General features: G+C 71.5%; 20 protein-coding genes. 13 read left to right on the forward strand and 7 right to left on the reverse strand.

The genetic code is table 11. The features are described 5' to 3' along the window. Positions 1-57: 57 nt before the first annotated feature. Positions 58-1,935: a glycoside hydrolase family 15 protein gene (locus OG538_RS02020; RefSeq protein WP_406089498.1), complete on the reverse strand. Its 1,878-nt coding sequence runs from the start codon at positions 1,933-1,935 to the stop codon at positions 58-60. A gap of 105 nt (positions 1,936-2,040) precedes the next feature. On the opposite strand from OG538_RS02020, the gene OG538_RS02025 reads away from it, so the two are divergent. The 7 genes from OG538_RS02025 (at position 2,041) to OG538_RS02055 (ending at position 13,645) form a co-directional block, all read left to right on the forward strand. After that, the gene (locus OG538_RS02025; protein ID WP_406089500.1) at positions 2,041-2,643 is read left to right on the forward strand and encodes a TetR/AcrR family transcriptional regulator; all 603 of its coding nucleotides are present in this window, start codon (positions 2,041-2,043) and stop codon (positions 2,641-2,643) included. Between the two features lie 174 nt (positions 2,644-2,817). Further along, complete coding sequence (locus OG538_RS02030; protein WP_406089502.1) at positions 2,818-3,741, forward strand: TauD/TfdA dioxygenase family protein; 924 nt, start codon at positions 2,818-2,820, stop codon at positions 3,739-3,741. Between the two features lie 58 nt (positions 3,742-3,799). After that, positions 3,800-5,125, forward strand: a complete 1,326-nt coding sequence (locus OG538_RS02035; RefSeq protein ID WP_406089504.1) for an MFS transporter — start codon at positions 3,800-3,802, stop codon at positions 5,123-5,125. 85 nt (positions 5,126-5,210) lie between these two features. Next, on the forward strand, positions 5,211-6,917 hold the full coding sequence (locus OG538_RS02040; protein WP_406089506.1) for an aldehyde dehydrogenase family protein: 1,707 nt from the start codon (positions 5,211-5,213) through the stop codon (positions 6,915-6,917). A gap of 62 nt (positions 6,918-6,979) precedes the next feature. Continuing rightward, positions 6,980-8,557: a long-chain-fatty-acid--CoA ligase gene (locus tag OG538_RS02045; protein ID WP_406089508.1), complete on the forward strand. Its 1,578-nt coding sequence runs from the start codon at positions 6,980-6,982 to the stop codon at positions 8,555-8,557. 190 nt (positions 8,558-8,747) lie between these two features. Then, entirely contained in the window at positions 8,748-12,479 is a 3,732-nt protein-coding gene (locus OG538_RS02050; protein ID WP_406089510.1) for a S8 family peptidase, read from the forward strand. Between the two features lie 116 nt (positions 12,480-12,595). After that, a complete protein-coding gene (locus OG538_RS02055; protein WP_406089512.1) occupies positions 12,596-13,645 on the forward strand; it encodes a transcriptional regulator TrmB in 1,050 nt (349 codons plus the stop codon). A gap of 334 nt (positions 13,646-13,979) precedes the next feature. Here OG538_RS02055 and OG538_RS02060 read toward each other — a convergent pair whose 3' ends face one another. After that, the gene (locus OG538_RS02060; protein WP_406089514.1) at positions 13,980-15,422 is read right to left on the reverse strand and encodes a dihydrolipoyl dehydrogenase family protein; all 1,443 of its coding nucleotides are present in this window, start codon (positions 15,420-15,422) and stop codon (positions 13,980-13,982) included. Positions 15,423-15,539: 117 nt separating this feature from the next. Here OG538_RS02060 and trxA point away from each other — a divergent pair, with 117 nt between their 5' ends. Next, a complete protein-coding gene (gene trxA, locus OG538_RS02065) occupies positions 15,540-15,911 on the forward strand; it encodes a thioredoxin (RefSeq protein ID WP_406089516.1) in 372 nt (123 codons plus the stop codon). A gap of 81 nt (positions 15,912-15,992) precedes the next feature. On the opposite strand, the gene OG538_RS02070 is transcribed toward trxA, so the two are convergent. After that, complete coding sequence (locus tag OG538_RS02070; RefSeq protein WP_406089518.1) at positions 15,993-16,532, reverse strand: hypothetical protein; 540 nt, start codon at positions 16,530-16,532, stop codon at positions 15,993-15,995. Positions 16,533-16,589: 57 nt separating this feature from the next. Continuing rightward, positions 16,590-17,612: a LacI family DNA-binding transcriptional regulator gene (locus OG538_RS02075; RefSeq protein WP_406089520.1), complete on the reverse strand. Its 1,023-nt coding sequence runs from the start codon at positions 17,610-17,612 to the stop codon at positions 16,590-16,592. Between the two features lie 177 nt (positions 17,613-17,789). Between OG538_RS02075 and OG538_RS02080 the strand changes: the two genes are divergently transcribed. Beyond that, entirely contained in the window at positions 17,790-18,257 is a 468-nt protein-coding gene (locus tag OG538_RS02080; RefSeq protein ID WP_406089522.1) for a type II toxin-antitoxin system PemK/MazF family toxin, read from the forward strand. A gap of 112 nt (positions 18,258-18,369) precedes the next feature. Here the strand turns inward: OG538_RS02080 and OG538_RS02085 are convergent, their stop codons facing one another. After that, positions 18,370-19,212: a TIGR02452 family protein gene (locus tag OG538_RS02085; protein ID WP_406089524.1), complete on the reverse strand. Its 843-nt coding sequence runs from the start codon at positions 19,210-19,212 to the stop codon at positions 18,370-18,372. 147 nt (positions 19,213-19,359) lie between these two features. On the opposite strand from OG538_RS02085, the gene egtA reads away from it, so the two are divergent. From egtA to egtD, 4 genes are read left to right on the forward strand one after another with little or no spacing between them, the layout of a single operon-like run. Next, a complete protein-coding gene (gene egtA / locus OG538_RS02090) occupies positions 19,360-20,676 on the forward strand; it encodes an ergothioneine biosynthesis glutamate--cysteine ligase EgtA (RefSeq protein WP_406089526.1) in 1,317 nt (438 codons plus the stop codon). After that, a complete protein-coding gene (gene egtB, locus OG538_RS02095; protein ID WP_406089528.1) occupies positions 20,673-22,022 on the forward strand; it encodes an ergothioneine biosynthesis protein EgtB in 1,350 nt (449 codons plus the stop codon). Before egtA ends, egtB begins: the two co-directional genes overlap by 4 nt. Then, the gene (gene egtC, locus OG538_RS02100) at positions 22,022-22,777 is read left to right on the forward strand and encodes an ergothioneine biosynthesis protein EgtC (RefSeq protein ID WP_406089530.1); all 756 of its coding nucleotides are present in this window, start codon (positions 22,022-22,024) and stop codon (positions 22,775-22,777) included. Before egtB ends, egtC begins: the two co-directional genes overlap by 1 nt. Continuing rightward, positions 22,774-23,736 carry an L-histidine N(alpha)-methyltransferase gene (gene egtD / locus OG538_RS02105; protein WP_406089532.1) on the forward strand — a complete coding sequence of 321 codons (963 nt, stop codon included), beginning with the start codon at positions 22,774-22,776 and terminating at the stop codon, positions 23,734-23,736. The genes egtC and egtD overlap by 4 nt, the downstream gene beginning before the upstream one ends. Here egtD and OG538_RS02110 read toward each other — a convergent pair. Both OG538_RS02110 and OG538_RS02115 read right to left on the reverse strand, forming a co-directional pair. Continuing rightward, entirely contained in the window at positions 23,679-24,524 is an 846-nt protein-coding gene (locus OG538_RS02110) for a lysophospholipid acyltransferase family protein (RefSeq protein WP_406089534.1), read from the reverse strand. The two genes, egtD and OG538_RS02110, sit on opposite strands and share 58 nt — an antisense overlap. Then, positions 24,521-25,345, reverse strand: a complete 825-nt coding sequence (locus tag OG538_RS02115) for a GNAT family N-acetyltransferase (protein WP_406089536.1) — start codon at positions 25,343-25,345, stop codon at positions 24,521-24,523. The genes OG538_RS02110 and OG538_RS02115 overlap by 4 nt, the downstream gene beginning before the upstream one ends. Positions 25,346-25,551: the final 206 nt, after the last annotated feature.

The following is a 25,551-nucleotide window of genomic DNA, read 5'->3' on the forward strand; positions in this document are numbered from 1 at the left end:
TGCGAGCCCACGTGTGCGAGCCCCTACATGTGCGAGCCCCTGCAGACGTGTTGGCTCCTACGCCGCGCCCCCGCGCTCCCCGTTGAGCCTCGCGTCCAGGGTGATGGCGGCGTCGATCAGGGCGAGATGGGTGAACGCCTGCGGGAAGTTGCCCAGTTGTCGCCCTGTCAGCCCGATCTCCTCCGAGTACAGGCCGAGATGGTTGGCGTAGGAGAGCATCTTCTCCAGAACCAGTCTGGCCTGGTCCGTGCGCCCGGCCCGCGCCAGGGCGTCGACGTACATGAACGTGCAGAGGGAGAAGGTCCCCTCCGAGCCGCGCAGTCCGTCCGGTGACGCTTCGGGGTTGTAGCGGTAGACCAGGCTGTCGCTGACCAGCTCACGTTCCATCGCGTCCAGCGTGGACTCCCACATCGGATCGTCCGGCGTCATGAAGCCGACCGTCGGCATGCGCAGCAGTGACGAGTCGAGTACGTCGTCACCGTAGTGCTGCACGAAGGCCTGCTTCTTCTCGTCCCATCCCTGGCTGAACACCTGCTGGTAGATCGCGTCGCGGGCGTCCAGCCAGCGGACTCGGGCCGCCGGGCGGCCGTCGTCGTAGGCGATCCGGACCGCTCGGTCGAAGGCCACCCAGGACATCACGCGGCCGTAGGTGAAGTCCTTGCGGCCGCCGCGGGTCTCCCACAGCCCTTCGCCGGGCCGGTCCCAGTTGTCGACCAGCCAGTCGAGGAGGGTGTGCAGCGCGGTCCAGCCCCGGTGGTCGAGGTGCATGCCGTGCTGGTGCGCGAAATAGATGCTGTCGAACGCCTCGCCGTAGATGTCCAGTTGCAGTTGGTCCGCCGCTCCGTTGCCGATGCGGACCGGGGCGGAGCCGCCGTACCCCTCCCAATGCCCCAGGGTCTCCTCGGTAAGGTCCGAGGAACCGTCGACGCGGTACATGACGTTCAGCGGCCCGGTGCCGCCCGTGTGACCGGCCTCTTCCTTCACGCGGTCGTGCAGCCAGCTGATGAACGCGGTCGCCTCTTCCCTGAACCCCAGGCCCAGCAAGGCGTACACGGAGAACGAGGCGTCCCGGATCCAGGTGAACCGGTAGTCCCAGTTGCGCTCCCCGCCCAGTTGCTCGGGCAGCCCGGTCGTCGGCGCGGCTACCAGGGCTCCGGTGGGCGCGTAGGTCATGAGCTTCAACGTCACGGCCGAGCGTTCCACCGCTTCCCGCCACCGGCCCGCGTAGCTGGACTGCCCCAGCCAGGATCGCCAGAACTGGACGGTCTCGTCGAAGAGCCGGCTGAACTCCGCCATGGCGACCTCGTGCGGCGGCCCGCCGGGTGACGACTCCATGACGAGACCACGTTGCTGCCCAGCCTGCAGCGTCAGGGTGAACCGCAGGTCGCTGCCGTGCGGAACGATGTGCAGCAGTCGCTCGTCCCGCGGTTCACGGACGGCGTGAACGGCAAGGCGCATGTCCTTCGAAGCGAACAGGGCCCCGTGCTCCGTGAGATGCAGCTCGTGCGGCTGACGACCGTAGTCGAAGCGGGGGGCGAGCTCTCCCTCGAACGTGATACTGCCCCGGACACAGCGCACCATCCGGACCAGACGGTGCCGGTCCGTCGCCGTCGCGCCGGTGACCGGCATGAAGTCGACCACCTCGCCGGTCCCCGCCTCGGTCATGAAGCGCGTCACCAGCACGGCGGTGTCGGGGTGGTAGAGCTGCTTGCTGGTGTACGTCCCCGCGGCGGGCTTGCAGGTGAAGTGACCGCCCTTCCGCCGGTCGAGAAGAGCACCGAAGATGCTGGGCGAATCGAAGCGCGGGCAGCAGAACCAGTCGACTGTCGCGTCGGTCGTCACGAGGGCCGCGGTCTGCAGATCACCGATGAGACCGTGGTTCTCGATCAGGGGGTATTCATCCATTTCGCACCTCTTTCGGCGCCGATGGCTCATCGTAAGCCGTCGGCGACGCCGCGTCCTGGCGAGACGGTCCGCCCCGTGGAGCGACCGCGGCTTACGCGGCCCGGGGGGCCCGGCCGAGACCGTAGGCTCTGCCCCATGGTGGAGACGCAGGCGGACGGTGCCGTACGAGGACCAGGCCGGCCGCGGGAGGAGCGGGTCACCGGAGCCGTTCTCGACGCGGTGGTGGGCCTGGTCACGGAGCTGGGGATCGGGGCGGTCACGATGGACGCCGTCGCGGCCAGGGCCGGGGTGAGCAAGCCGGCCATCTACCGACGGTGGCCCACCAAGCAGGACTTGATCATCGCCGCCGCGGAGACGCGCATCGGCATCCTCTCGGTGCCCGACCTGGGTGACTTCCGCGCCGAGCTCCGCTTCGTGCTCACCGCACGCCTGGAGGCATACCGACTGCCCGGCTCGGACCGGCTTCTCGCGGGCCTCATCGGGGCGTCGGCCGATGCGGGCGCGGCGCGGGGCCAGTACGCGGAGTACACCGAGCGCATCACGAGCGAGACGAGGCGCATCCTCGAACGGGGGATCGCGCGAGGTGACGTGGCCCCCGGCATCGATGTCCGGGCCGCCGCCACCCTGGTGGCCGCACCACTGGTCTTCCGGCTGATCGGCGAGCTGGAGCTGCCCGACGCCCGCTTCGTGGACTCGCTGGTCGATCTCGTCGCTCAGGCGGTCGGCACAGGCGCCTGACGGATCAGGCTGACGGATCACGGCTGACGGATCAGGGGGCCCGACCTCCGGGTCCAGGCCGTCGGCAACCCTGATTTCCGGCGTCGAATTTTCACGCCCCACGCGTCTTGCCTCGCCATGCCTCAATAACGATACTTCCAGTAACGATTTTCTGGACCTCGATGTGGAGGACTCATGGCCAGCGCCGTCACCACCCCCGCCCCCGCCCTCGACAAGCCGTTGATGCACTACGGGAAGCGCACGCTCGACCGCCTCGCACCCGGCGCGGAGCAGCCCGGCTACCGGCTCCTGGACGTCTGCCCGCTCACCCCGCACATCGGCGCCGAGATCGAGGGCGTCGACCTCTCCGGCCCGATCGGCGACGGCCTCGCGCAGGAGCTCCGGCAGGCGCTGCTGGAGTGGAAGGTGCTCTTCTTCCGTGATCAGCACGCGTTCGCCCCGCAGTCCCAGCTGGCGTTCTCCGCCCTGTGGGGCGAGCCGGAGCCCAATCCGTTCTTCCCCAAGGGCGACTCGGTCGGCGTCTCCCGGCTGGCCAAGGACGCCATGGCCATCGGCAGCGAGAACATCTGGCACAGCGACCACTCGTTCATGGCCGCACCGGCGCTCGGCTCCGTCCTGCGCGCCGTCGAGGTCCCCGCCGCCGGCGGGGACACCATGTGGGCCGACATGGCGGCCGCCTACGACAACCTCACTGACGCCTTGAAGGCCCGGATCGACGGGCTCACCGCCGTACACGACTGGGTGCCGAGCTGGGGGGCGTTGATGACCGCGAGCCAGATCGCCGCCCATCGCGAGAACCTGCCGGCCGTCGAACACCCCGTGGTCGTGCGCCACCCGCGCACCGGGCGCAAGCTCCTCTACGTCAACGAACCCTTCACCACCCGGATCGTCGGCCTGTCCGGCCCCGAGAGCCGTGAGCTGCTCGGTGAGCTCGTCCTCCAGGCCCGTATCCCCGAGTACCAGGTCCGCTTCCGATGGCAGCCGGGCTCGGTCGCGGTCTGGGACAACATCGCCACCCAGCACTACGCGATCAGTGACTACTTCCCGCAGCGCCGTGTCATGGAGCGCATCGCGATCGCCGGCGTCCCCCTCTCCTGAACCCCCTCCCCGCACCTGACCCACTCCCCCTCCCTCCATCCAGTCGCGCGGAGCCCCAGTGACCGACACCGATGCCGCACCTGCTGTGTTCACCGGTCCCCCGAAGGCGCCTGGCGGAACGAACCGCCGGGCGTGGACCGTCACCGCACTGCTCGTCGTCTTCATGATGATCAATTTCGCGGACAAGTCCGTGCTCGGTCTGGCAGCGGACGAGATCCGGGAGGATCTCGGCCTGTCCGCATCGGCCTTCGGACTCGCCAGCAGCGCCTTCTTCCTGCTCTTCTCGGTCTCCGGCGCCGCTGTGGGGCTGCTCGCGGACCGCATCCGGCCCAAGTGGCTGCTCCTGGCCATGGCCGTACTCTGGTCCGTCGCCCAGGCCCCGATGGCGGCAGGCGGCGGGCTCGCGGTGCTCATCACCTCACGCGTCCTCCTCGGTGCCGCGGAGGGGCCCGCCTTCCCTGTCGCCCAGCAGGCCACGCTGTCCTGGTTCCCCAACCACCGGCGCAACCTGCCCGGGGCCCTGATCGTCCTCGGAATCACCCTGGGGGTCCTGGTCGCCGCTCCCGTACTGACGTGGGTGATCCAGCATCACGGCTGGCGCTCGGCCGTCGCCGCTGTCGCACTGGCCGGTCTCGTGTGGGCCCTGCTGTGGCTTCTCCTCGGCGGGGAGGGGCCCTACGCCGGCGCGCCGGCCGGCTCCGGCGACGGGACGGGCGCGGCGGCAGGGACGGGATCCGGGGCGCCCCTGCGCAGGATGCCGTACCGGCGGATCCTCGCGACCCGCACCTGGATCGGCGCCACGGCCGCCTATTTCGGAACGTACTGGATCATCGCCTTCGCCCTGGTCTGGCTCCCGTCCTACCTCCAGGACGCCCTGGGCTACACCTCGGCCGGTTCCACCCGGCTGGTCATGCTGGTCTGGGGTCTGGGCGGTGTGGTGGTGCTCGGTCAGGCCGGCCTGACGGGTTGGCTGCTGCGCCGCGGGACGTCGAGCCGGTGGGCCCGCGGCGGGGTCGGCGGAGTGCTGCTGCTCATCGGCGCCGCAGCGTGCCTGACCCTGCCCGCGGCCCCGGCCGGCGCCATGACCGCCCTGCTCCTGGTCGCGGGATTCGGCCTGGCCGGAGCGATGAGCAGCATCGCCGTCACCACCGTCACGGAACTCGTTCCCGCCGATCGCCGCGGCGGTTCCCTGGGCATCATGAATGCAGTGGTGACCACCGCCGGGCTGATCGCCCCCACTCTGATCGGGCGCCTCGTGGACGGCCACGGCGCGGAGGGTTACCGGTACGCGGTCCTGATCACCGGGGTCGTGCTCCTGCTGAGCGGAGCGGCCGCCCTCACGTTGATCGATCCCGCCCGCGACGCCCGACGGCTGTCCGTGTGACCGGAGGTACGTGCTCGCTCCTCGCGCGACGCACCGGACCGGCCCTTCTGTCCGCTTCTTCTCCCGCCTTCCGCAAGGGACGACCTTGAACACCGCCGCCCTCGACGCCCCCTTCCTCGACCGCACCGTCGCCCATGTACGCGGCAACGCCCAGTCCTGGTACGCCACTCCGCTCAGCGAACGCATCGCTCTCCTGGAACGTCTGCTTCCGCGCATCGCCGCTCGCGCGGCCGAGATGGCCGGTGCGGGCGCCCGGGCGAAGGGGTACGGCCCGGACTCGCCCTGGGCGGCCGAGGACTGGATCGGCGGCCCATGGGCCCTGGCCCAGAACACGACGGCGTACCTCCACGTCCTTCGACGGATCGCCGGGGGCGGGGACCCCCTCGCCGGCAAGGCCGTTCACGAGGAGAACGGCCGCACCCACGTGGACGTCTTCCCCGCAACCGGCTGGGACGCCCTGCTGCTCAACGGGTTCACGGCTCAGGTCCGGATGCGCCCCGGCGTCACCGTCGAGCAGACACGCGCCTGTGCCGCGGGCGAGTACCGCGGCCGGCAGGGCGACCCGGCCCTGGCGCTGGTGCTCGGCGCCGGCAACGTCGCCGCCATCACCGCGCTCGACATCCTGCACAAGCTCTACGCCGAGGGCCAGGTCGTCATCGCCAAGATGAACCCGGTCAACGCCTATGTCCGCCCTCATTTCGAGTACGTCTTCGCCGAGTTCGTCGAACGGGGCTGGCTGCGCTTCGTCGACGGAGGGGCAGCCGAGGGCGGCTACCTCGCCCGCCATGAAGGCGTCGACACCATCCATGTCACCGGCAGCGACCGCACGCACGACGCCATCGTCTGGGGCACCGGCGAGGACGCCGTGGCACGCCGCCGTGACGATCTTCCCCTGATCAGCAAGCCCTTCAGCAGCGAACTGGGCGGGGTCAGTCCCTGCATCGTGGCTCCGGGCCCGTGGAGCCGTGCCGACTTCCGCTTCCAGGCGGAACACATCGTCACCAGCAAGCTGAACAACTCGGGTCACAACTGCATCGCCACCCAGATCCTGGTCCTGCCGCGGGACTGGGACGGCACCGAGCGGCTGCTCGCCGAGATCCGACGAGTGCTGCGCGAACTGCCCGTGCGCGCCGACTACTACCCCGGCGCCGGCGCCCGTCTCGCCGCCGTGCGGGCGTCCCATCCGACGGCGGAGGTTCATGGGGACGGCTGCCGGATGCTCGTACCCGACATCACCGACCCCGACGATCTCCTCGTCACCGACGAGGTCTTCGGCAGCGCCCTGGGGGTCGTACGCCTGCCGGGTGCGACCCCGGCCGATTTCCTGGGACATGCCGTCGAGTTCGCCAATGAGGTCCTGCCCGGCACGCTCGGCGCCACCCTGATCGTCCACCCGAGGACCGAGAAGGCCGCTCCGGAGGCCGTGCGCGCCGCGGTCGCCGATCTGCGCTACGGCACCCTTGGTGTCAACTGCTGGTCAGGGGTCGGGTTTCTGCTCGGCTTCACCCCCTGGGGCGCCCATCCCGGCCACACCCGCCAGGACATCGGCAGCGGTGTCGGCTTCGTGCACAACGCGTTCATGCTCGAGGACGTCGAGAAGACCGTGCTGCGCGCCCCGTTCGCGCCGGCTCCGCGCGGGCTGGTGACGGGCGCCCCTTCGCTGTCCCCCCGGCCCCCGTATTTCGTCACCCATCGCACGGCACTGACCACGGTGAAACGCCTCACCCGCTTCACCGCGGCGCCGAGCCTCGGGAAGCTGCCCGCACTCTTCGCCGCCGCCCTGCGGGGCTGAAGCTCCGACCGCGGTCCCGGCACCCCGCGCACCCCTGTGCGCCCGTCCCTTACGGAGACCCCATGCTCAATCTCGCCACCCTGCTGGAGAACAGTGCCCGGACCGTGCCCGACCGTGCGGCGGTCGTGCTGGGCGTCCAGCGGACGACGTACGCGGAGTTGGACACGGCCGCCCGCCGTGTGGCCGGCCTGCTGCGTTCCCGCGGTATAGGCCCGGGCGACAAGGTCGCCCTGTCCTGCCCGAACCTCCCGTGGTTCCCGATCGTCTACTACGGCATCCTCAAGGCCGGCGCGGCGGTCGTGCCGCTCAACGTGCTGCTCAAGGGCCGCGAGATCGCCTATCACCTGGCGGACTCCGAGGCCAGAGCCTACTTCTGCTTCGAGGGCGGCCCGGAGCTCCCGATGGGCCAGGACGGCTGGTCCGGCTTCAGCGGGGCTCCCGGCTGCACGGACTTCTTCCTCATGACCGCCTCTCCCACCGAGCACTCCCCGATCGCGGGTGCCCAGACCCTCACAGCAGCGCTGGCCGGGCGGAGCGCGGACTTCGAGACCGTGGCGACGGAACCCGACGACACGGCGGTCATCCTGTACACCTCGGGCACCACCGGTCGGCCCAAGGGCGCGGAACTCAGCCACTCGAACCTGATGCTCAACGTACTGACCTGCCACAAGGTGTTCGGCGAGGTCGAGCACGATGTTCACCTGGTCGCCCTGCCGCTCTTCCATTCCTTCGGTCAGGTCGTGCAGATGAACGCGGGCCTCGCCTCGCAGGCGACGCTCGTTCTGCTGCCACGCTTCCACGCCTCGTCCGCCCTGGCCCTGATGCAGCGTCACGCGGTGACCTTCTTCGCGGGTGTGCCCACGATGTACTGGGCCCTTCTCGATGCGGAACCGCCAGAGGTGGAACCCTCGCGGATCGCTGGGTCGTTGAGGATGGCGGGATCGGGCGGCTCCGCTCTGCCGGTCGAGATCCACCGCCGTTTCAGCGAGCGCTTCGGCGTCACCGTCATGGAGGGGTACGGCCTCTCGGAGACCAGTCCGGTGGCCACCTTCGCCCCCCGCGGTGAACAGGTGCGCCCCGGCTCCATCGGCCGCCCGGTCTGGGGCGTGGAGGTGGACCTGGTCGACAAGGACTGGGCATCCGTGGAGGGCGCGGACGCCGTCGGCGAGATCGCCGTCCGCGGCCACAACGTCATGAAGGGCTACTTCAACCGGCCCCGGTCGACCGCCGAGGTGATGCGCGACGGCTGGTTCCGCACCGGCGACCTGGCCCGTCGCGACGAGGACGGATGGCTCTACATCGTGGACCGGGCCAAGGACATGATCGTGCGGGGTGGCTTCAACGTGTATCCGCGCGAGGTCGAGGAAGTGCTGCTCACCCACCCCGCCGTGAGCATGGCGGCCGTCATCGGCGTGCCGCACGCCAGCCACGGCGAGGAGGTCAAGGCGTGCGTGGTGCGTGCCCCGGGAGCGACGCTCGCCGAAGAGGAGCTGATCGCCTGGTGCAGGGAGCAGATGGCCGGCTACAAGTACCCCCGCATCGTGGAGTTCCTCGATGCACTGCCGACCAACGCCACCGGAAAGATCCTCAAGCGCGAGCTCAGGGACGCGGACGGTCACATGAGCGGGGCAGGCGGATGAGCGCGCCGCCCGGCAGGTCCGAGCCCTGAGGCCGGGCCTCGGGCTGCGGCCCGCGAGAGCACAACGGCGCCACCCGGGGCGGCGACTTGCCCCCATTCCAGCCGTTCACCCTCGGCGAGTCGTTGCCATGGCGAGAACTTGCCGCCGTCAGCCCTTCACGCCGTGCGTTCCTCACAGATAGACCGATGCCATGTTCTCCCCCTCTCACTCCTCCGCCTACCGGCGCAGACGCCGGCAGCTGATAGCGACCGCCACCGCGGTCCCACTCCTGGTGACGGGGCTCGCAGTTCTGCAAGCACCCGCCCAGGCCACCCCGAGCAGGCCCTCTGCTCCCGCCAAGCCCTCGGCAACCCACAAGGTCACCCTGGTCACCGGCGACGTCGTCACCGTCACCACCATGGCCGACGGCAAACAGACCGCTGACGTCGACCGGCCGGACAGCGCCGTCGGCGGCGTGAAGATCCAGCAGATCAAGGGCGATTTGTACGTCGTCCCCGACGAGGCGGCTCCGCTGCTGGGCACCGGCAAGCTCGACCGCCGGCTGTTCAACGTCACCGACCTGATCGAGATGGGGTACGACGACGCGAAGTCGTCCGCGGTACCGCTGATCGCGACGTACGCCACGCCGAAGACCCGCTCGGCCGCCGAGCCGGCGGCCCCCCGTGGCAGCAAGCTGACCCGCAGGCTCAAAGGCATCCACGGTGCCGCGCTGAGCACCGAGAAGCGGCAGGCCCACACCTTCTGGAACACCGTCGCACCGCGAAGCAGCGCCGTGCTGGGGGCGGGCGTGACGAAGCTGTGGCTCGACGGGCGTGTGAAGGTCAACCTGAAGGAGAGCGTGCCGCTCATCGGCGCGCCCGAAGCCTGGGCGTCCGGGTACACCGGCAAGGGCGTCAAGGTAGCGCTGCTCGACACCGGCGTCGACGTCAACCACCCCGATCTGGCCGGCCGCATCGACGACACGGTCAGCTTCGTCCCCGATGAGGCCGTCACCGACGTCAACGGGCACGGCACCCATGTGGCGGGCACGATCGTCGGCTCGGGGGCCGCGTCCGGGGGCGACAACAAAGGCGTCGCCCCGGACGCCGACCTGGTGGTCGGCAAGGTGCTCGGCGGAGCCGAGGGGTACGGCCAGGACTCCTGGGTCATGGCCGGAATGCAGTGGGCCGCCGAGTCCGGCGCCGACGTCGTCAACATGAGCCTCGGCGACTCGTATCCGACGGACGGCAGCGACCCGATGTCGCGGACGGTCGACGCGCTGTCCGCGCAGTACGGCACGCTGTTCGTCATCGCGGCCGGCAACGCCGGCCCGGAGACCATCTCGGCGCCGGGCGCGGCCACGTCCGCGCTGACCGTGGCCGCCACGGACAAGGAGGACCGGCTCGCCTCCTTCTCCAGCACCGGCCCGCTGGCCTACTCGGGCGGCATGAAGCCGGACATCGCGGCACCCGGCGTGGACATCACCTCGGCCCGCTCGCAGGAGATGACGGGCGGGGGCGAAGGCCTGTACCGCACCCTCAGCGGCACCTCGATGGCCACCCCGCACGTGGTGGGTGCGGCGGCGATCCTGGCTCAGCAACACCCCGACTGGACCGGCGCACAGCTCAAGGAACACCTGATGAGCAGCGCGAAGGGCCTGGGGGACTACTCCCCGTACGAGGTCGGCACCGGCCGCGTCGACGTGGCCGCCGCCGTGCACACCACGGTCCGCGGCACCGGATCGCTCTTCTTCGGCAACTACACCTGGCCGCACGAGCCGGGCGACGTCGCCGTCACCAAGGACCTGACCTTCACCAACACCGGTTCCACCGACGTCACGTTGAACCTGGAGCTCACCGGCGAGGGCGGCCCGTTCACGCTGGGCGCCGCCAGGGTGACCGTCCCGGCGGGGGGCACCGCCGCCGTGCCGGTGACCGGCGACCCGCGCTCCGCTTCGGCCGGGCGGCACGTCGGCCATGTGATCGGCACCGATGCGGCCACCGGGAAGCCGGTGACCCGCACCTCCGTGGCGCTGCTCAAGGAAGAGGAGCGCTACGACCTGGACATCAAGCTGGTCGGGCGGGACGGCAAGCCCGCCGCAGGATGGGTCACGGTCAACCTCGCCGGTGACTCATGGCCCTGGAACGTGTACGTCGAGGGCTCGACCACGATGCGCATGGCACCCGGTCTGTACACGGTGGCGGCCTACGTCGACGTAGCCGGCGAGAGGTCGGACCGCTCCGGTCTGGCCGTGCTGGTCGACCCGGAAACCGTGCTCAAGGACGGCTCCGCCGAGGTGGTGCTCGACGCGGGCAAGGCACACCTGTTGCGGACCGAGGCGCCGCAGCGCACCGAGGACCGCCAGCGCAAGGTCGACTTCAACGTCCACTACAAGGGCTTCGATCCGTACACGGACTACCGCGGCGCGTATGTGCTGCCGTCCACGTACGACGACGTCTACGTCGCACCGACGGAGCGGATGGCGCAGGGCGACTTCATGCTGATCACCCGCTGGCGCAAGGGCGAGCCGCCGCTCGTGCTGAGCACGCCGGGCGGCCGGCTCCGCTTCGAGGCACTCGTGCAGGCGGGCAGCGCCCTGGGCACCGCCACGGACAGGCTGAACGCCGTCTACGCGGGCAACGGCACGGCCGCCGCGTACGAGAAGATCCGGGCCAGGGGCAGGATCGTCGTCATCCGGCGCAGCGACGAGGTTTCGCCGCAGGAGCGCACCGATGCCGCCGTCGCGGCCGGCGCGAAGGCATTGATCGTGGTCAACGACGGTGTCGGCGGGCTGATGGAGTACGTCGGCGAGTCGAGCATCCCGGTCGCCACGGTCCATCGCGACGCGGGCAGCGCCCTCGTCGCGATGGCCAGGGCCGGCGTGCTGAAGCTGACGGTGAAGCAGACCGAGTTCACGCCGTTCGTCTACGACCTGACCCGGGACTACCCCGGCCAGGTGCCGGACCGGGCCCTCGTCTACAAGCCCTCCAGGGGCGACCTCGCGCGGATCGACGCCCGCTACTACTCCGCCACGAACGGTGGGCCGGCGGAGGGCTACCGGTCCGACTTCACCCTCAGCCCGTCGTTCAACCTGCCCGAGGGCGAGTGGCACCCCGGGACCCGCACCGAGTGGGTGACGCCCGGCCAGGTCTGGCGGGAGTTCCACACGCAGGGGGTCGACACGGCGCTGCCGTGGTCGATGGTGTCGGGCGACAACACGTATGCCAAGGGCAGCGCCACCCGGCTGGACTGGTTCGCTCCGGCCACCCGGCCCGGCCAGAGCGAGTCCTTCGGTGTGTACAACTCCCGCTGGCAGAACTACATGACCTGGAACGTCCAGGCCTGGGCCTCCGCCAGCGACACCATGCGGCTGGGCGGCTACCTGCCGTGGGGCGAGACGCCGTCCCACCTGCAGGTCTTCCAGGGCGACACGCTGATCCAGGACAACCCGAACAGCGGCGACATGCAGTGGCAGGAGGTGCCTGCGGGCAATCTGCCCTACCGCGCCGTACTCGACGCCGAGCGGCCCGGTGACGTCTTCCGGCTGTCGACGCGTACGCACACGGAGTGGACGTTCATGTCCGGCACCGTCGACTCGGACTTCTTCGAACGGTTCTCGGTGCTGAACCTGGACTACGGGCTGGAGTCCGATCTGCACGGCGACATCAAGAGCAACGACGCCCGGAAGATCGCGCTCAAGCCGGTGTCGATGGACTCCGGGACTGTGCCGGGCACCGTCACCACGGTGAAGCTGGACGTCTCGTACGACGACGGCGCCACCTGGCAGAAGGTGAGCCTGGCCAAGGCCGCAGGCGGCTCCTGGACGGGAACGTTCCGGACGGCGGAGAAGCCCGGCGGATTCGTTTCGGTCCGCGCGAGCGCCGCGACGGACCGCGGCTACAGCGTCAAGAACGAGATCATCCGGGCCTACGGCCTGCGATGAGCCACCAGGCCGGGCCCCGGGGAGGCGACTCCCCGGGGCCTCTCCCCTCACACCTGCTCCCACCAGGGACTATTCAGGGTCTGCCGCCATGGCGCATACTCTCCCCGCTGCGGCACGTGGAAGAGAGTCGGTCGTCGATGCTGGATGTCCTGGGCCTGGGGCCCGATGATGAGCGCGTCTACCGCGAGCTGCTCGGACGGCCGGACTGCCCCGCGGCGCCGCTGTCGGATCTGCTCGCCATGACACGGCCACTCGTCGACGAGGTTCTGTGCCGGCTGGTCGGGTGGGGACTGGTGATCAGGTCGGCGGACGACCGGTTCACCGCCGCGCCACCGGCTGTCGCTCTCGGCGCTCTCATCGGGCAGCGCAGGGACGGGCTGCGCATGGCCGAGCAGGCGCTGGTGACGTTCGCCGAGGAGCACCGGGCGGCGATGACCGGGAGCAGCATCAGCGATCTGATCGAAGTCGTCACGGGTGTCGACGCGATCCGCCATCGCTTCCTGCAGGTACAGCAGGCGGCCCGCAGCCAGGTCCGCTCCTTCATCACCGCCCCGTTCGTCGCCGTGCCGCCCGACGAGAACTCGGCCGAACCCGTGGCCCTCGGCCGCGGTGTGCGGTTCCGGGCGGTGCTGGACCGGGCCGTGCTCGCAGAGCCGGGCATCGTCGCGGACGCGATCGAATCGCTGCGCAACGGCGTGCAGCTACGTGTCGCCGACCAGGTGCCGATGAAGCTCGTGCTGGCCGACGCGGACCTCGGCCTCGTGCCGCTCGCGGTCACGCCGGCCGGAGACCCCGGCGCGGTGCTGCTGCACCGCAGCGGCCTGCTGGACGCGCTGGACGCGCTGTTCGAGACGGTGTGGCGCACCGCCCACCCGCTCGAACTGGCGGGCACCGGGAGGGAGGCCGAGCCCACCGTCGAACTCGGCCCGGAAGGCCCGACCGACCTGGACCGGAAGATCCTGGCCCTGCTGCTGGCCGGCCTGACGGACCCGACGGCCGCGACTCAGCTCGGCCTGTCCCCGCGCACACTGCACCGGCGCCTGCGCCACCTCATGGACCTGGCCGGGGTCCGGACCCGGATGCAGCTCGGCGGCCATGCCGTGCGGCACGGCTGGGTGGAGCCGCAGTCGGCACGGCCGGACCCCACCCGCCCGGACGCGGCATGAGGTCATCCCTCCTCGGCGCCGCCACTCTCCTCCCGGACCGGAACCTGTGCGGGGTGCCCGCTCCCTGAGCGGGAGGCGGGTGCGGGGCGACTGCGGCAGCTGCCGGCCGAGGGTCTGATGGGGCGGCAGCCCTGCTGGGCACCGGGTGCGCATCCGGCACGAACACGTGCTGAGGACCGGGTCCCCCCTGTTTCCGCTGTTCGTCGCGCTGACGGAGGGGGAGCGCGACGGACAGCGGGCGGGGCGGGGTCGCACTCGATCACGCCGTGCGATGAGCTGCTCGTCCCGGCCCTGCGGTGCGGAGGGCTGTCCCGCAATCCTGGCGGGGCAGCACTCAATTCCCCCGGTACGTCTCCAGAAGCCGGAGCCAGATCTCGCTGATCGTCGGGTAGGCAGGGACCGCGTGCCAGAGGCGGGCGAGTGGGACCTCTCCCGCGACCGCGACGGTCGCCGAGTGCAGCAGCTCGCCGATGCCCGGGCCCACGAACGTGACCCCGAGCAGGATCTCCCGGTCCAGGTCGACGATCATGCGGGCCCGGCCCCGGTAGCCGTCCGCGTACAGGCCGGAGCCGGCCACCGCGGCGAGGTCGTGGTCGACGGCCCGGACCCGGTGACCGGCCTGCTCCGCCTCCGCGAGGGTGAGCCCCACCGAGGCGGCTTCCGGGTCGGTGAAGACGACCTGCGGGACGGCCGCGTGATCGGCGGTGGCGGCGTGGGCGCCCCAGCGGTCCGTCTCCAGGGACTGCCCGCCCTGCGCCCGGGCGGCGATCGCCGCACCCGCGATGCGGGCCTGGTACTTGCCCTGGTGGGTCAGCAGGGCCCGGTGGTTCACATCACCGACGGCGTAGAGCCACGGAGTCCCCTCGACCTGGCAGCTGTCGTCGACGGTGAGCCAGGACCCCGGCTTCAGGTCGACGGTCTCCAGGCCCAGGTCGTCGGTGCGCGGGGCGCGGCCGGTGGCGAAGAGGATCTCGTCGGCCTCGATCCGTTCGCCGTTGTCGAGCTCCACGGTGACCGGTCCGTCCGGTGCGGAGCGCTGTACGGAGGTGGCCGAGACGCCCGTACGGATGTCGGCGCCCGCGGCGGTCAGCGCTTCGGCGACGAGCTCACCGGCGAACGGTTCCATCCGGGGCAGCAGGCCCCTGCCGCGGACCAGCATGGTGATCCGGGCTCCCAGGGCGCCCCACACGGTGGCCATCTCCACGCCGACCACTCCCCCGCCCACGACGACGAGGCGGCCGGGCACCTCCTTGGCGCTCGTCGCCTCCCGGCTGGTCCAGGGGCGGGCGTCGGCGATGCCCGGCAGGTCGGGGACCACGGCCCGGCTGCCCGTGCACACGGCCACCGCATGCCGGGCCGTGAGCCGGTGCTCCGTACCGTCGGCTGCCGTGACGGTGACCGCCTTCGGGCCGGTCAGCCGACCGTGACCGCGGTAGATGTCGGCTCCGATCCCCTCCAGCCAGGCGACCTGGCCGTCGTCCTTCCAGTGCGAGGCGTACGTGTCGCGGTGCGCGAGCACGGCGGCGGCGTCGAGCGGCCCCTGGACCGCGGCGGCGAGGCCCGGGACGCGGCGGGCGTCGGCGCGGGCGACGACGGGGCGCAGCAGGGCCTTGCTGGGCATGCAGGCCCAGTACGAGCATTCGCCGCCGATCAGCTCGGACTCGACGATGGCGGTGCTCAGCCCGGCGGCCCGGGCGCGGTCGGCCACGTTCTCCCCCACCGGCCCCGCTCCGATGACCACGACGTCGTACGCGACAGGCTCCACAGCAAGTGTCATGGGCCCCATTGTGGTCATGGGGTGTGCGGGGTGGCCACATGGGCAGGCGGAATAGCGCAAGCACAGGCACCGTTGTCCCGGACACGTCGATACGGGCACAGGAAGAGGTACCAGAGCATGACCACCGTAGAGCTCACCAAGGAAAACTTCGATGAGGTCGTCAGTGAGAACGAGTTCGTCCTGATCGACTTCTGGGCTTCCTGGTGCGGCCCGTGTCGGCAGTTCGCGCCGGTCTACGACTCGGCGTCCGAGCGTCATGCGGACCTGGTCTTCGCCAAGGTCGACACGGAGGCTCAGCAGGAGCTGGCGGCGGCCTTCGAGATCCGGTCCATCCCGACGCTGATGATCGTCCGGGACAACGTGGCCGTCTTCTCGCAGCCGGGCGCGCTGCCGGAGGCTGCTCTGGAGGACGTGATCGGTCAGGCCAGGAAGCTGGACATGGACGAGGTCCGCAAGTCCATCGAGGAGCAGCAGAAGGAGCAGAAGTAGGCGGTCTGCGCCGCGCGTGCCTCAGGGCCCGGCCGGTGACGGCCGGGCCCTGACTGCTGCGGTGCCGGGGAGCCGGCGGCCTCAGCCCTCCACATTGCGCTCCGAGACACGGACCGTGAGTCCGTAGTCCAGCTCCGATCCGTCGACGAGCAGGGCCTCCACGGTGTGTGTCGCGGGGTCGATGTCCGCCACCATTCCGTCGCCGGCGTAGCGGGGGTATCCCGACTCACCCGTCTCGCCCGTGGCGGCCACGATCGCCGAGCGGAGGGCCGCGCCGGGCCGCGCGGTCCCGGCGGCGCGGCTGCCGGATTCCCCGGCGCCCGAGTCCTTCATCTGCTGGGCCCCGGCGTCCGGGTCCCTCGGTTCCTGATCCCCGGGGGCCACGTCCTTCGTGTCCTCGTCCCCGGCGCCCGCGCCCGTCCCCCGATCCCCGGCGCCCGAGTCCCTCGGCTCCTGATCCCCGGCGGCCGCTTCCTTCGTGTCCCTGTCCTCCGCGGCGGCATCCCTCGAACCGGAATGCCCGGCGCCGGACCCCTTCGTTCCGGCCTCCTTGCCTGCCGTTCGCCTGTCGTCGGTGAACGCGGGGACCAGCAGGATCTCGTAACTCTGCGGATGGCTCATGGTCATGACGCTAAGCACGGGGCGTCCGCCGCGCATGTTGCCGCGCTGGCGGCCGGTTCAGCTGGACTCGCGGTGGATGGTGCGGACGCGCAGCAGGTCGTGGTGTTCGGGCTCCGTCCCGGGGTGCTGCACCAGCCGGTCGACGAGGTCGGCCAGTGGCTGCACCGTAGCCAGTTCCATCCGTACGCTGCTGAGTCTGGGCCGGAGCAGCCTCCCCAGCATGGAATCGTCCGCCCCGACCACGGCGGTCTCGGTGGGCACCTCGATCCCTGCGTCCTGGAGAGCCCGCATCAGCAGCATGGCGTAGCTGTCGTCGTACGCGAAGACGGCGTCCAGACCGAGTGTGCGCCAGCGGGCCGCCAGGGCGGCAGCCGATTCCTCCGTGTATCGCAGCGGGAGCTCCTCGATCCGGGCGTCGCCTGCCGCTGCGGCCAGCCGGGCACCGGCCAGTCTGGGGCCGGCGAACAGGGCGAGACCGGCTTCCCCGGGCATCACCACGCCGATCCGCCGTCGGCCGCGCTCCAGCAGGTGCCGGACGGCGCTGCCGCCCACCTCCCGCTGATCCGTGATCAGCGCGTGGGCGCCGGTCACCGGCTGCGACCCGAGGGTGATGACGGCTTTCGCTCCGGAGCGCCGGAGTACGGCGATGCCCTCGGGGGCGAGGGGCACGGACCCGGGGGCGATGACGGCGACGGGTCGCAGTTCGGCCCAGGCGCGGGCGGCGTCGTCCGGGTCCAGACCGAGGGAGCCGTACTGGACGACGGTGTAGTCGAGGCGGCGCAGGCCGGATTCCAGGCCATGCAGGAAGCGGTGATGCAGGGGTGCGGAGGGGAGGCTCGCCGTCGGCAGGAGCACCATGCGCGAGTGTCCGGCACGCAGGCTCCGGGCGGCTGCGTGCGGTACGTAGCCGAGTTCGGTGGCGGCCTCCCGCACCCGGCGGCGGGTCGGATCGCTGATCCGTACGGCCGTGTTGTTGTTCAGAACGTACGACACGGTGGCCCGGGAAACGCAGGCGAGCCGCGCCACGTCGGCGCTGGTCGGAACGGAACGTTCGGCGGGCTGCTTCGGTAACTGACTCATGGCGTCGGGCAGTCTTCCAGACCCGCCCGGCAGCGGAACGCGCCGGGGCCCGGCGCGGGTGTGAACCTCAGGCCGACGTCCGGACCGGACGAAAGCGGGCGTCTGACGGCCCCCGTCCGCGGTCCGTGGAGCGGACCCGCTCCCCGCGAGGGACTGCGCAGGTCCTACGGTGTTGCGATGACCATCCAGCACCGCAGCGACAGCAATGACAGCACGGCCGGCTTCCCCGGCCAGGCCGGCCCCACCGCCACCTCCGAGGCGGACCCGAATGACGTGGGTCCGGTCCGCACCTCGTACGCCCCCGACCGGGACGGCGATCCCGATCCGGGCGAGATCGTCTGGACCTGGGTCCCGTTCGAGGAGAACGACGGGCGCGGCAAGGACCGTCCGGTTCTCGTGGTCGCACGCGAGGCGACGGGCACGCTGCTGGCCGTACAGCTGTCCAGCAAGCAGCACGACCAGGACCGCGAATGGGTGGGGCTGGGAGCGGGCCCCTGGGACAGTTCGGGCCGCCCGTCCTGGGTCGACCTGGACCGGGTGCTGCGGGTGCACGAGGACGGCATGCGGCGCGAGGCGTGCGCCCTGGACCGCGACAGGTTCAACCTGGTCGTCGAGCAGCTGCGGGAGCGCTACAACTGGCGGTGACGGGCGTCCGCGCCCGTCACGGCCCCGGCTGTTGCGTGGCGCCGGGGCCGGCCCGCGACCCGAACGGCCCAGACCCGGTGCCGGCTGACGTCGCGAACCCTTTGGCTCAACGTCAGCCTGAGGGTCGGCCTTCAGTGGCGAACGCACGATCGAAGGCGGCCCTGGTGGGTGAGTCGTCGTTGCGGGCGAGAATTCCGAAGACGATCTGCTCGAAGTGGCCCGCGAAACGGCCGCCGCCGGTGAGCAACGCGCGGAAGGCGCCCGCCACCTCGGCCGGGTCGTTGCGGAACACACCGCATCCCCAGGCGCCCAGCACCAGCCTGCGGTAGCCACGCACCGCCGCGACCTCCAGCACCCGTTCGGCGCGCGAGGCGAGGGCCGCGGGGATGTGGTGCGACGACTCCGGGGTCCGGCTGCGTATCACTCCGGCGTTGGGTGCGGGAGAGGTGAGGAATCCCGCCACGTACGGGGTCTCGAGCAGCCGGCCGCGGTCGTCCCGGAAGACGGGCACACCCGGGGAGTGGATGACGCGGTCGGTGTAGAAGGCGCTGCGTTCGGCCCGGTGGTGGGCGTAGTAGTCGGGGGCTCGCAACAGCGTGGCGTAAAGGGCGGATCCGCGGCACAGGGCCTCCTCCTGCGCCTGTGCCCCGTTGAGATAGCCGCCGCCGGGGTTGCGCGCGGAGGCGTAGCTCAGGACGGCGACCCTGCCCGATTGCTCGCCCGTCATCCGGGCGGCTGCCTGGAGGCTGCTCTCGCCGGTGACCTCGATGCGCGGTGTGCGGTTGTCGTCCAGGGCGGCCACGTGCACCGGCTCGGGACCGTACAGCCTGGTACCCGACAGGGCGGCGGAGAGCGCCCGCTCGATACTGACCTCCCGGCCCTGCGGTGTGCGGTAGTGCCCTGCCTCGACGATGGTCTCGGTCTCGCGCGCGATCCCGCGCAGCCGGGCGCTCACCGGCCCTCCCCCTTATGGTGCATACGGGGCATCATCAACGCCCCCACGGCATGGATGCAAGTGAATTTCCGACGCACAGGGGCACCCTTGTGCGATCTCCCGGCAAGGGTTTGGGTAGGACGGTCGCACCGGAACAGGAGGCCCGGCATGTCATCCGACACACCTGGCACACACGGCCCGCCCGGACAGGCCACGCCCATCACGGAGGGCGAGGCGGAGGATTTACTGCGCTGTATCTGCTTCAAGACGGGACCGCCCCGCGTCGTGGGGGTCGAGCTCGAATGGCTCCTGCACGACCGTGACCGGCCCCACGTGCCCGTCACCCACCACCGTCTCGACGCGGCCGCCGAGGCCGTCCGGGCACTGCCGCTGAACGCGGCGCTCACCTTCGAACCCGGTGGCCAGCTGGAGCTCAGTTCGCGCCCCGCCGGCTCGTTGATGGCCTGCATCGACGACACGGCCGCCGATCTCGTCGCGGTGCGCGACGCCCTCGGCCGGCTGGACCTCGCTCCGGCCGGTCTCGGTGTCGACCCCTGGCATCCGCCGCGCCGACTGCTGCACCAGCCCCGCTACGACGCCATGGAGATCGCGTTCGACCGCTCGGGCCCGGCCGGCCGGGCCATGATGTGCACGACCGCGTCCGTCCAGGTCTGCCTGGACGCCGGAGAGGAGGAGCCGGGACCGCTCGGATACGGGCGGCGCTGGCAGCTGACCCATCTGCTGGGCGCGGTTCTGGTGGCGGCGTTCGCCAACTCGCCGTTCCGGCTGGGGAGGCCGACTCCGTGGCGGTCGACGCGCCAGTCGCTGTGGGCCGACCTCGATCCGCACCGCACGCTGGCCCCGGCCGGCCAGCTGCCACCTCGGGATGCCTGGGCGGCCCACGTACTCGACACACCGGTGCTGTGCATCCGGGACGGCGAGGGGCCCTGGGCCGTGCCCGAGGGGCTCACCTTCCGTGACTGGATCCGCCGGGGGGAACCGCGGCGGCCCGACCGGTCCGATCTCGACTACCACATCAGCACGCTGTTCCCGCCGGTGCGTCCGCGCGGGCACCTGGAGCTGCGCATGATCGACGCGCAGTCGGGTGACGACGGCTGGCTCGTGCCGCTCGCCGTCACCACTGCCCTGTTCGACGATCCGGAGGCCGCCGAGACCGTGTACCGCGCCGTCAAACCGCTGGCCGAGACGGCGGGCCCACTGGCCGCGCCCCGCAATCCGCTCTGGGCCGGGGCCGCCCGCGACGGGCTGGCCGATCCGGAACTGCGGGCGGCGGCGGCCACCTGTTTCGATCTCGCTCTGGAGGCGCTGCCGCGGATGGGAGCGACGCAGGCCGTGCAGGACGCGGTGGCCGGTTTCCAGGACCGCTATGTCGCGCGGGGCCGATGTCCGGCCGACGATCTGCGGGAACAGCTTACGACGGACCGGCACCACGGTTCGGATCACCCGGAGGGGACCCTCTCATGACCGACTCCCCCACTCCTTCGCCGGACCGGGATCAGAACCCGGTCGTCCAGGACCCCGAGGTGCTGCGGGAGCGCGCGCTCGCCGCGCTGGTCACCGCCCGCGAGCGCACCGGGCTCCTGACCGACAGCGTGGACGATCACGAACTCACCGCCCAGCACTCTCCGTTGATGTCTCCGCTGGTGTGGGACCTCGCGCACATCGGCAACCAGGAAGAGTTGTGGCTGCTGCGCGGCGTCGCGGGCCGCGAGGCCATGCGCCCGGAGATCGACGGTCTCTACGACGCCTTCGAGCACCCGCGGGCGACCCGGCCCTCCCTCCCGCTGCTGGGACCCGCCGAGGCCCGTTCCTACGCCTCGGAGGTGCGCGGCCGGGCGCTGGACGTCCTGGAGTCGACCCCACTGGGCGACCGCCCGCTGGTACGGTCCGGATTCGTGTTCGGGATGATCGCCCAGCACGAACAGCAGCACGACGAGACCATGCTGATCACCCATCAGCTGCGATCGGGCCCTGCCGCCCTCAGTGCACCGGAGCCCCCGCGGGCCGGTGACGCGGCCACCCTGCCGCCGGAGGTCCTCGTCCCCGGCGGCCCGTTCACCATGGGGACATCGACCGAGCCGTGGGCGCTCGACAACGAACGCCCGGCGCACCGGCGCGAGGTCCCCGGCTTCTTCATCGACACCTCACCTGTGACCTGCGGCGCCTACCGGGCGTTCGTCGAGGACGGCGGCTACACGGAGCAGCGCTGGTGGGCGAGCGAGGGTTGGGCGATGGTGCGTCAGCACCATCTGACGGCTCCGCTGTTCTGGCACCGCGACGCCGGGCAGTGGCTGCGGCGCCGCTTCGGGGTGACCGAGCCGGTCCCGGAGGACGAGCCGGTGCTGCACGTGAGCTGGTACGAAGCGGACGCGTACGCCCGCTGGGCCGGCCGCAGACTGCCCACCGAGGCCGAGTGGGAGAAGGCGGCCCGGCACGACCCCGGCTCCGGGCGCTCCCGGCGCTATCCGTGGGGCGACGAGGACCCGACGCCGGAGCGCGCCAATCTCGGACAGCGCCATCTGCGCCCCGCGCCCGCGGGGGCGTACGCTCCCGGGCGCGCGCCGTCCGGCGCCGGGCAGCTGATCGGTGACGTGTGGGAGTGGACGTCGAGCGACTTCCTGCCCTATCCGGGCTTCGCGCCGTTCCCCTACCGGGAGTACTCGGAGGTGTTCTTCGGCCCGGAGCACAAGGTGCTGCGCGGCGGTTCGTTCGCGGTGGACCCGGTAGCCTGTCGGGGCACGTTCCGTAACTGGGACCTGCCGGTCCGGCGCCAGATCTTCTCCGGCTTCCGCACCGCCAGGGATATGTGATGTGCCGTCATATTGCTTACGTGGGGCCGTCGATACCCTTGGGCGCAGTACTGACGCAGCCAGTGCACTCGCTGGTTCGGCAGTCGTGGGAGCCGCGCAGGCAGCGGTACGGGACCGTCAACGCGGACGGTTTCGGGGTCGGCTGGTACGCGGACGGGGACCCTGTGCCGGGACGGTACCGCCGGCCGGGACCCGTCTGGGGCGACCGGACCTTCGCCGATCTGGCGCGAGTGGTGCGCAGCCAGGCCCTGCTCGCCGCGGTCCGGGACGCCACCGAGGCTGACCCTGACGGCGAGGCGGCAGCCGCACCCTTCAGCGGCGGAGACGTGCTCTTCAGCCACAACGGCGCGGTGAAGGGCTGGCCCGGATCCGTGGCACCGCTCGCTGCGCTGCTTCCCCCGGTCGAGCTTCTCCGGCTGACCGCCCGCTGCGACTCCGCACTGCTGTGGGCACTCGTGCAGCACCGGCTGGCAACGGGCGACGCCCTCCCGGAGGCGGTCACCGACACCGTGCGGAAGGTCGCCGGGGCTGCGCCCGGATCCCGGCTCAACCTGCTCCTCACCGACGGCCGCACCATAGTTGCCACGGCCTGGGGAGACACCCTGTGGTATCTGGCCGAGCCCGGCCGGCACGCGGTCGTCGCCTCGGAGCCGTACGACGACGATCCGCGCTGGATCGAGGTTCCCGACCGCACCCTGCTGACCGCGACCCGCGCCGAAGTCCTGCTGACCCCGCTCAAGGAGCCCACCGAGTGAGTCCCTTTCTGCTGACCCGAACCCTGCCGGTGGACGCGACGGACGCGGCGCTGCGCGCCGATGTGCTGCGCGGTCTGACCCTGCAACCCAAGACACTGCCCCCCAAGTGGTTCTACGACGCCCGCGGCAGCGAGCTGTTCGAGGAGATCACCCGGCTGCCCGAGTACTACCCGACGCGCGCGGAACGCGAGATCCTGATCGACCGGGCGGCCGAGATCGCTGCCGCATCCGGGGCCAGGACGCTCATCGAGCTGGGCTCCGGCTCCTCGGAGAAGACCCGGCACCTGCTGGACGCGCTGCCCGAGCTGCGCAGTTACGTGCCGGTCGACGTGAGCGAGAGCGCGCTGCGCGGTGCGGCGAACGCGCTGCTGGAGGAGCGCCCCGAGCTGTCGGTGCACGCGCTGATCGCCGACTTCACCGCGGAGCTGTCGTTGCCGGACACCCCGGGCCCCCGGCTGGTGGCGTTCCTCGGCGGCACCATCGGCAATCTGCTGCCCGACGAGCGGGCCGCGTTCCTGTCGTCGGTGCGGTCGCTGCTGTCCCCCGGCGACACGCTGCTGCTCGGTACGGATCTGGTGAAGGACGAGAAGGTGCTGGTCGCGGCGTACGACGACACGGCAGGGGTGACGGCCGCGTTCAACCGGAACGTCCTGGCGGTCGTCGACCGGGAGCTGGGAGCCGACTTCGCACCGGACGACTTCGAGCATGTGGCCCGGTGGAACCCGCAGCAGGAGTGGATCGAGATGCGGCTGCGGGCCCGCCGGGCGCTCACGGTGAAGATTCCGGAACTGGATCTGCTGGTGTCGTTCGAAGCCGGTGAGGAAATGCGGACGGAGGTGTCGGCGAAGTTCCGCAAGGACGGTGTGCGAAGCGAACTCGCCGCTGCCGGCCTTCGGCTGAGTCAGTGGTGGACCGACTCGGCCGGCAGGTTCGCCCTGTCGCTGGCCACTGTGGACTGAGCCAGACCGGCGAGCGCGCGGCGGTCGTGGAGGCTGCCCGCCGGGATCCTCGGCAGGATGTGGATCTCGGCGGTCAGACCGGCCGCCCGCACCACCCGCCACAGCGAGGCGGTCAGCGGATCGTCACCGACGAACGCTGCGGCCCCCGCGGGTTCCCGGCTGCCTGGAGGAGCCGCGAAGTAGCGGATGCGGACGGGCTGGACCGCGGCGTCGGCGTCGATCGCCGCCTGGAAGACGGCGGGCCTGAACCGGCCGCCGGGCCCCCGGCCGCACCAGGTACTGCCTTCCGGGAAGACCACTGCCCGCGCCCCGCCGCGTAGTGCCGAGGCGAGGACCCGCACGGTCGTGGGGAGCGCGCGCAGCCGATCGCGCTCGACGAAGAGGGTGCCGCCGAGCGCGGCCAGCGGCCCCAGCAGCGGCCAGCGCCGGACGTCGCTCTTGGCCAGCATCCGGCCGGGGAACACGGCCGCGACCAGGGGGATGTCCAGCCAGGAGACGTGGTTGGCGGCGACGAGGACGCCCGGCCCGCCCCGGTGCGCCTCCGCTCGGCCCACCACGCAAACCCGCACCCCGAAGGAGCGGACCACCCGGTACGCCCAGGCCCGGGTCAGCCTCCCCCTGTGGGCCCGGCCCAGGAGCAGGGCGAGGGGGACGCACAGCGCGCCGGCGAGGGCGAGTGCGCAGCCGGCGAGCAGCAGTGCCGCTGCCGGGACCGGGTGCCGGACGGGGCCGACGTGGGTGGCGCAGCCGGGTGGGGTGCAGGGCGAGACGGGCAGCCAGCTACTCACTGCTGCGGGGCGAGCGAGAGGAAGTGGCGCAGGTAGCGCGGGTCGGTGCCGCGCAGCGAGAGCAGGACGTACAGATCGGCGACGTTGAACTCGGGGTCGTGGGCGGGTGCGCCGCAGACCCGCGCGCCGAGCCGCAGATAGCCGCGCAGCAGGGGCGGGAGCCCGGCAGGTCCTACGGGGCCACCCGAAGTGCCGGCGAGGGCGGCCGGAGGCTGCCAGAGGCGGTGCGGCGAGACCCAGTACTCCTCGGGTGCCAGGTGCTTGGTCCGGACGGTCTCCCAGGCCCGGGCGGCCGCCGCGCCACCGTCGGACAGGGGGATCGAGCAGCAGCCGGCCAGCCAGTTGTGCCCGCTGCGCTCCATGTAGCGGGCCATTCCTGCCCAGATGAGCGCGATGACGGCACCGTCGCGGTGGGCCGGGTGGACACAGGAGCGGCCGACCTCGACCAGTCCGTCCCGCAGGGGCGCGAGCCGGCTGAGGTCGAACTCGCTCTCGGCGTAGAGGCGTCCGGCGATACGGGCGCGCTCGGGCGGCAGGAGCCGGTAGGTGGCGACGACCTCGCCGGTGGCCGTTTCCCGGACCAGGAGGTGGTCGCAGTACGCGTCGAAGGCGTCGCTGTCCAGGCCGGGTTCGGGGCCGTCCAGCCGGGCACCGAACTCGGCTGCGAAGACCTGGTGGCGCAGGCGCTGCGCGGCGCGTATCTCCGCCTGGTCCTCGGCGAGGGAGACCCGGTAGCGCGGCAGGCCGGTGGGGGCGGCCCGGCCGGGCTGCTGCACCGGGACGGAGGGGGCGGTGGTGGAAACGGGGGGCAGCACATGCATGACGGACTCCGGGGACGGGTCGGCAAGGGCGGCTGCCGGGTCACCGCGCAGACGCGAGGACCCGGCCCCCTACTTCTTCCGTGGCCGGCTGGATTCGACGTGTCCGCCATGGGGAGCGTGGATGTGCGACGGCTGAATCCCACGGTGTGAGGCGGGGTGGCCGATCCCCGCGGGGCCGTGCGACGGCTGCCGGTTCAGCTGCCCGC

Source organism: Streptomyces sp. NBC_01013 (assembly GCF_045162765.1).
Taxonomy (GTDB): Bacteria; Actinomycetota; Actinomycetes; order Streptomycetales; family Streptomycetaceae; genus Streptomyces.

Bases quoted from the DNA above. Each gene is read 5' to 3' on its own strand.
- OG538_RS02115 (WP_406089536.1), bottom strand. From the start codon at position 25,345: ATGCATGTGCTGCCCCCCGTTTCCACCACCGCCCCCTCCGTCCCGGTG.
- OG538_RS02080 (WP_406089522.1), top strand. From the start codon at position 17,790: ATGACCATCCAGCACCGCAGCGACAGCAATGACAGCACGGCCGGCTTC.
- trxA (WP_406089516.1), top strand. From the start codon at position 15,540: ATGACCACCGTAGAGCTCACCAAGGAAAACTTCGATGAGGTCGTCAGT.
- OG538_RS02075 (WP_406089520.1), bottom strand. From the start codon at position 17,612: ATGAGTCAGTTACCGAAGCAGCCCGCCGAACGTTCCGTTCCGACCAGC.
- OG538_RS02050 (WP_406089510.1), top strand. From the start codon at position 8,748: ATGTTCTCCCCCTCTCACTCCTCCGCCTACCGGCGCAGACGCCGGCAG.
- OG538_RS02025 (WP_406089500.1), top strand. From the start codon at position 2,041: ATGGTGGAGACGCAGGCGGACGGTGCCGTACGAGGACCAGGCCGGCCG.
- egtC (WP_406089530.1), top strand. From the start codon at position 22,022: ATGTGCCGTCATATTGCTTACGTGGGGCCGTCGATACCCTTGGGCGCA.
- OG538_RS02060 (WP_406089514.1), bottom strand. From the start codon at position 15,422: ATGACACTTGCTGTGGAGCCTGTCGCGTACGACGTCGTGGTCATCGGA.
- OG538_RS02020 (WP_406089498.1), bottom strand. From the start codon at position 1,935: ATGAGCCATCGGCGCCGAAAGAGGTGCGAAATGGATGAATACCCCCTG.
- egtA (WP_406089526.1), top strand. From the start codon at position 19,360: ATGTCATCCGACACACCTGGCACACACGGCCCGCCCGGACAGGCCACG.
- egtB (WP_406089528.1), top strand. From the start codon at position 20,673: ATGACCGACTCCCCCACTCCTTCGCCGGACCGGGATCAGAACCCGGTC.
- OG538_RS02070 (WP_406089518.1), bottom strand. From the start codon at position 16,532: ATGAGCCATCCGCAGAGTTACGAGATCCTGCTGGTCCCCGCGTTCACC.
- OG538_RS02030 (WP_406089502.1), top strand. From the start codon at position 2,818: ATGGCCAGCGCCGTCACCACCCCCGCCCCCGCCCTCGACAAGCCGTTG.
- OG538_RS02045 (WP_406089508.1), top strand. From the start codon at position 6,980: ATGCTCAATCTCGCCACCCTGCTGGAGAACAGTGCCCGGACCGTGCCC.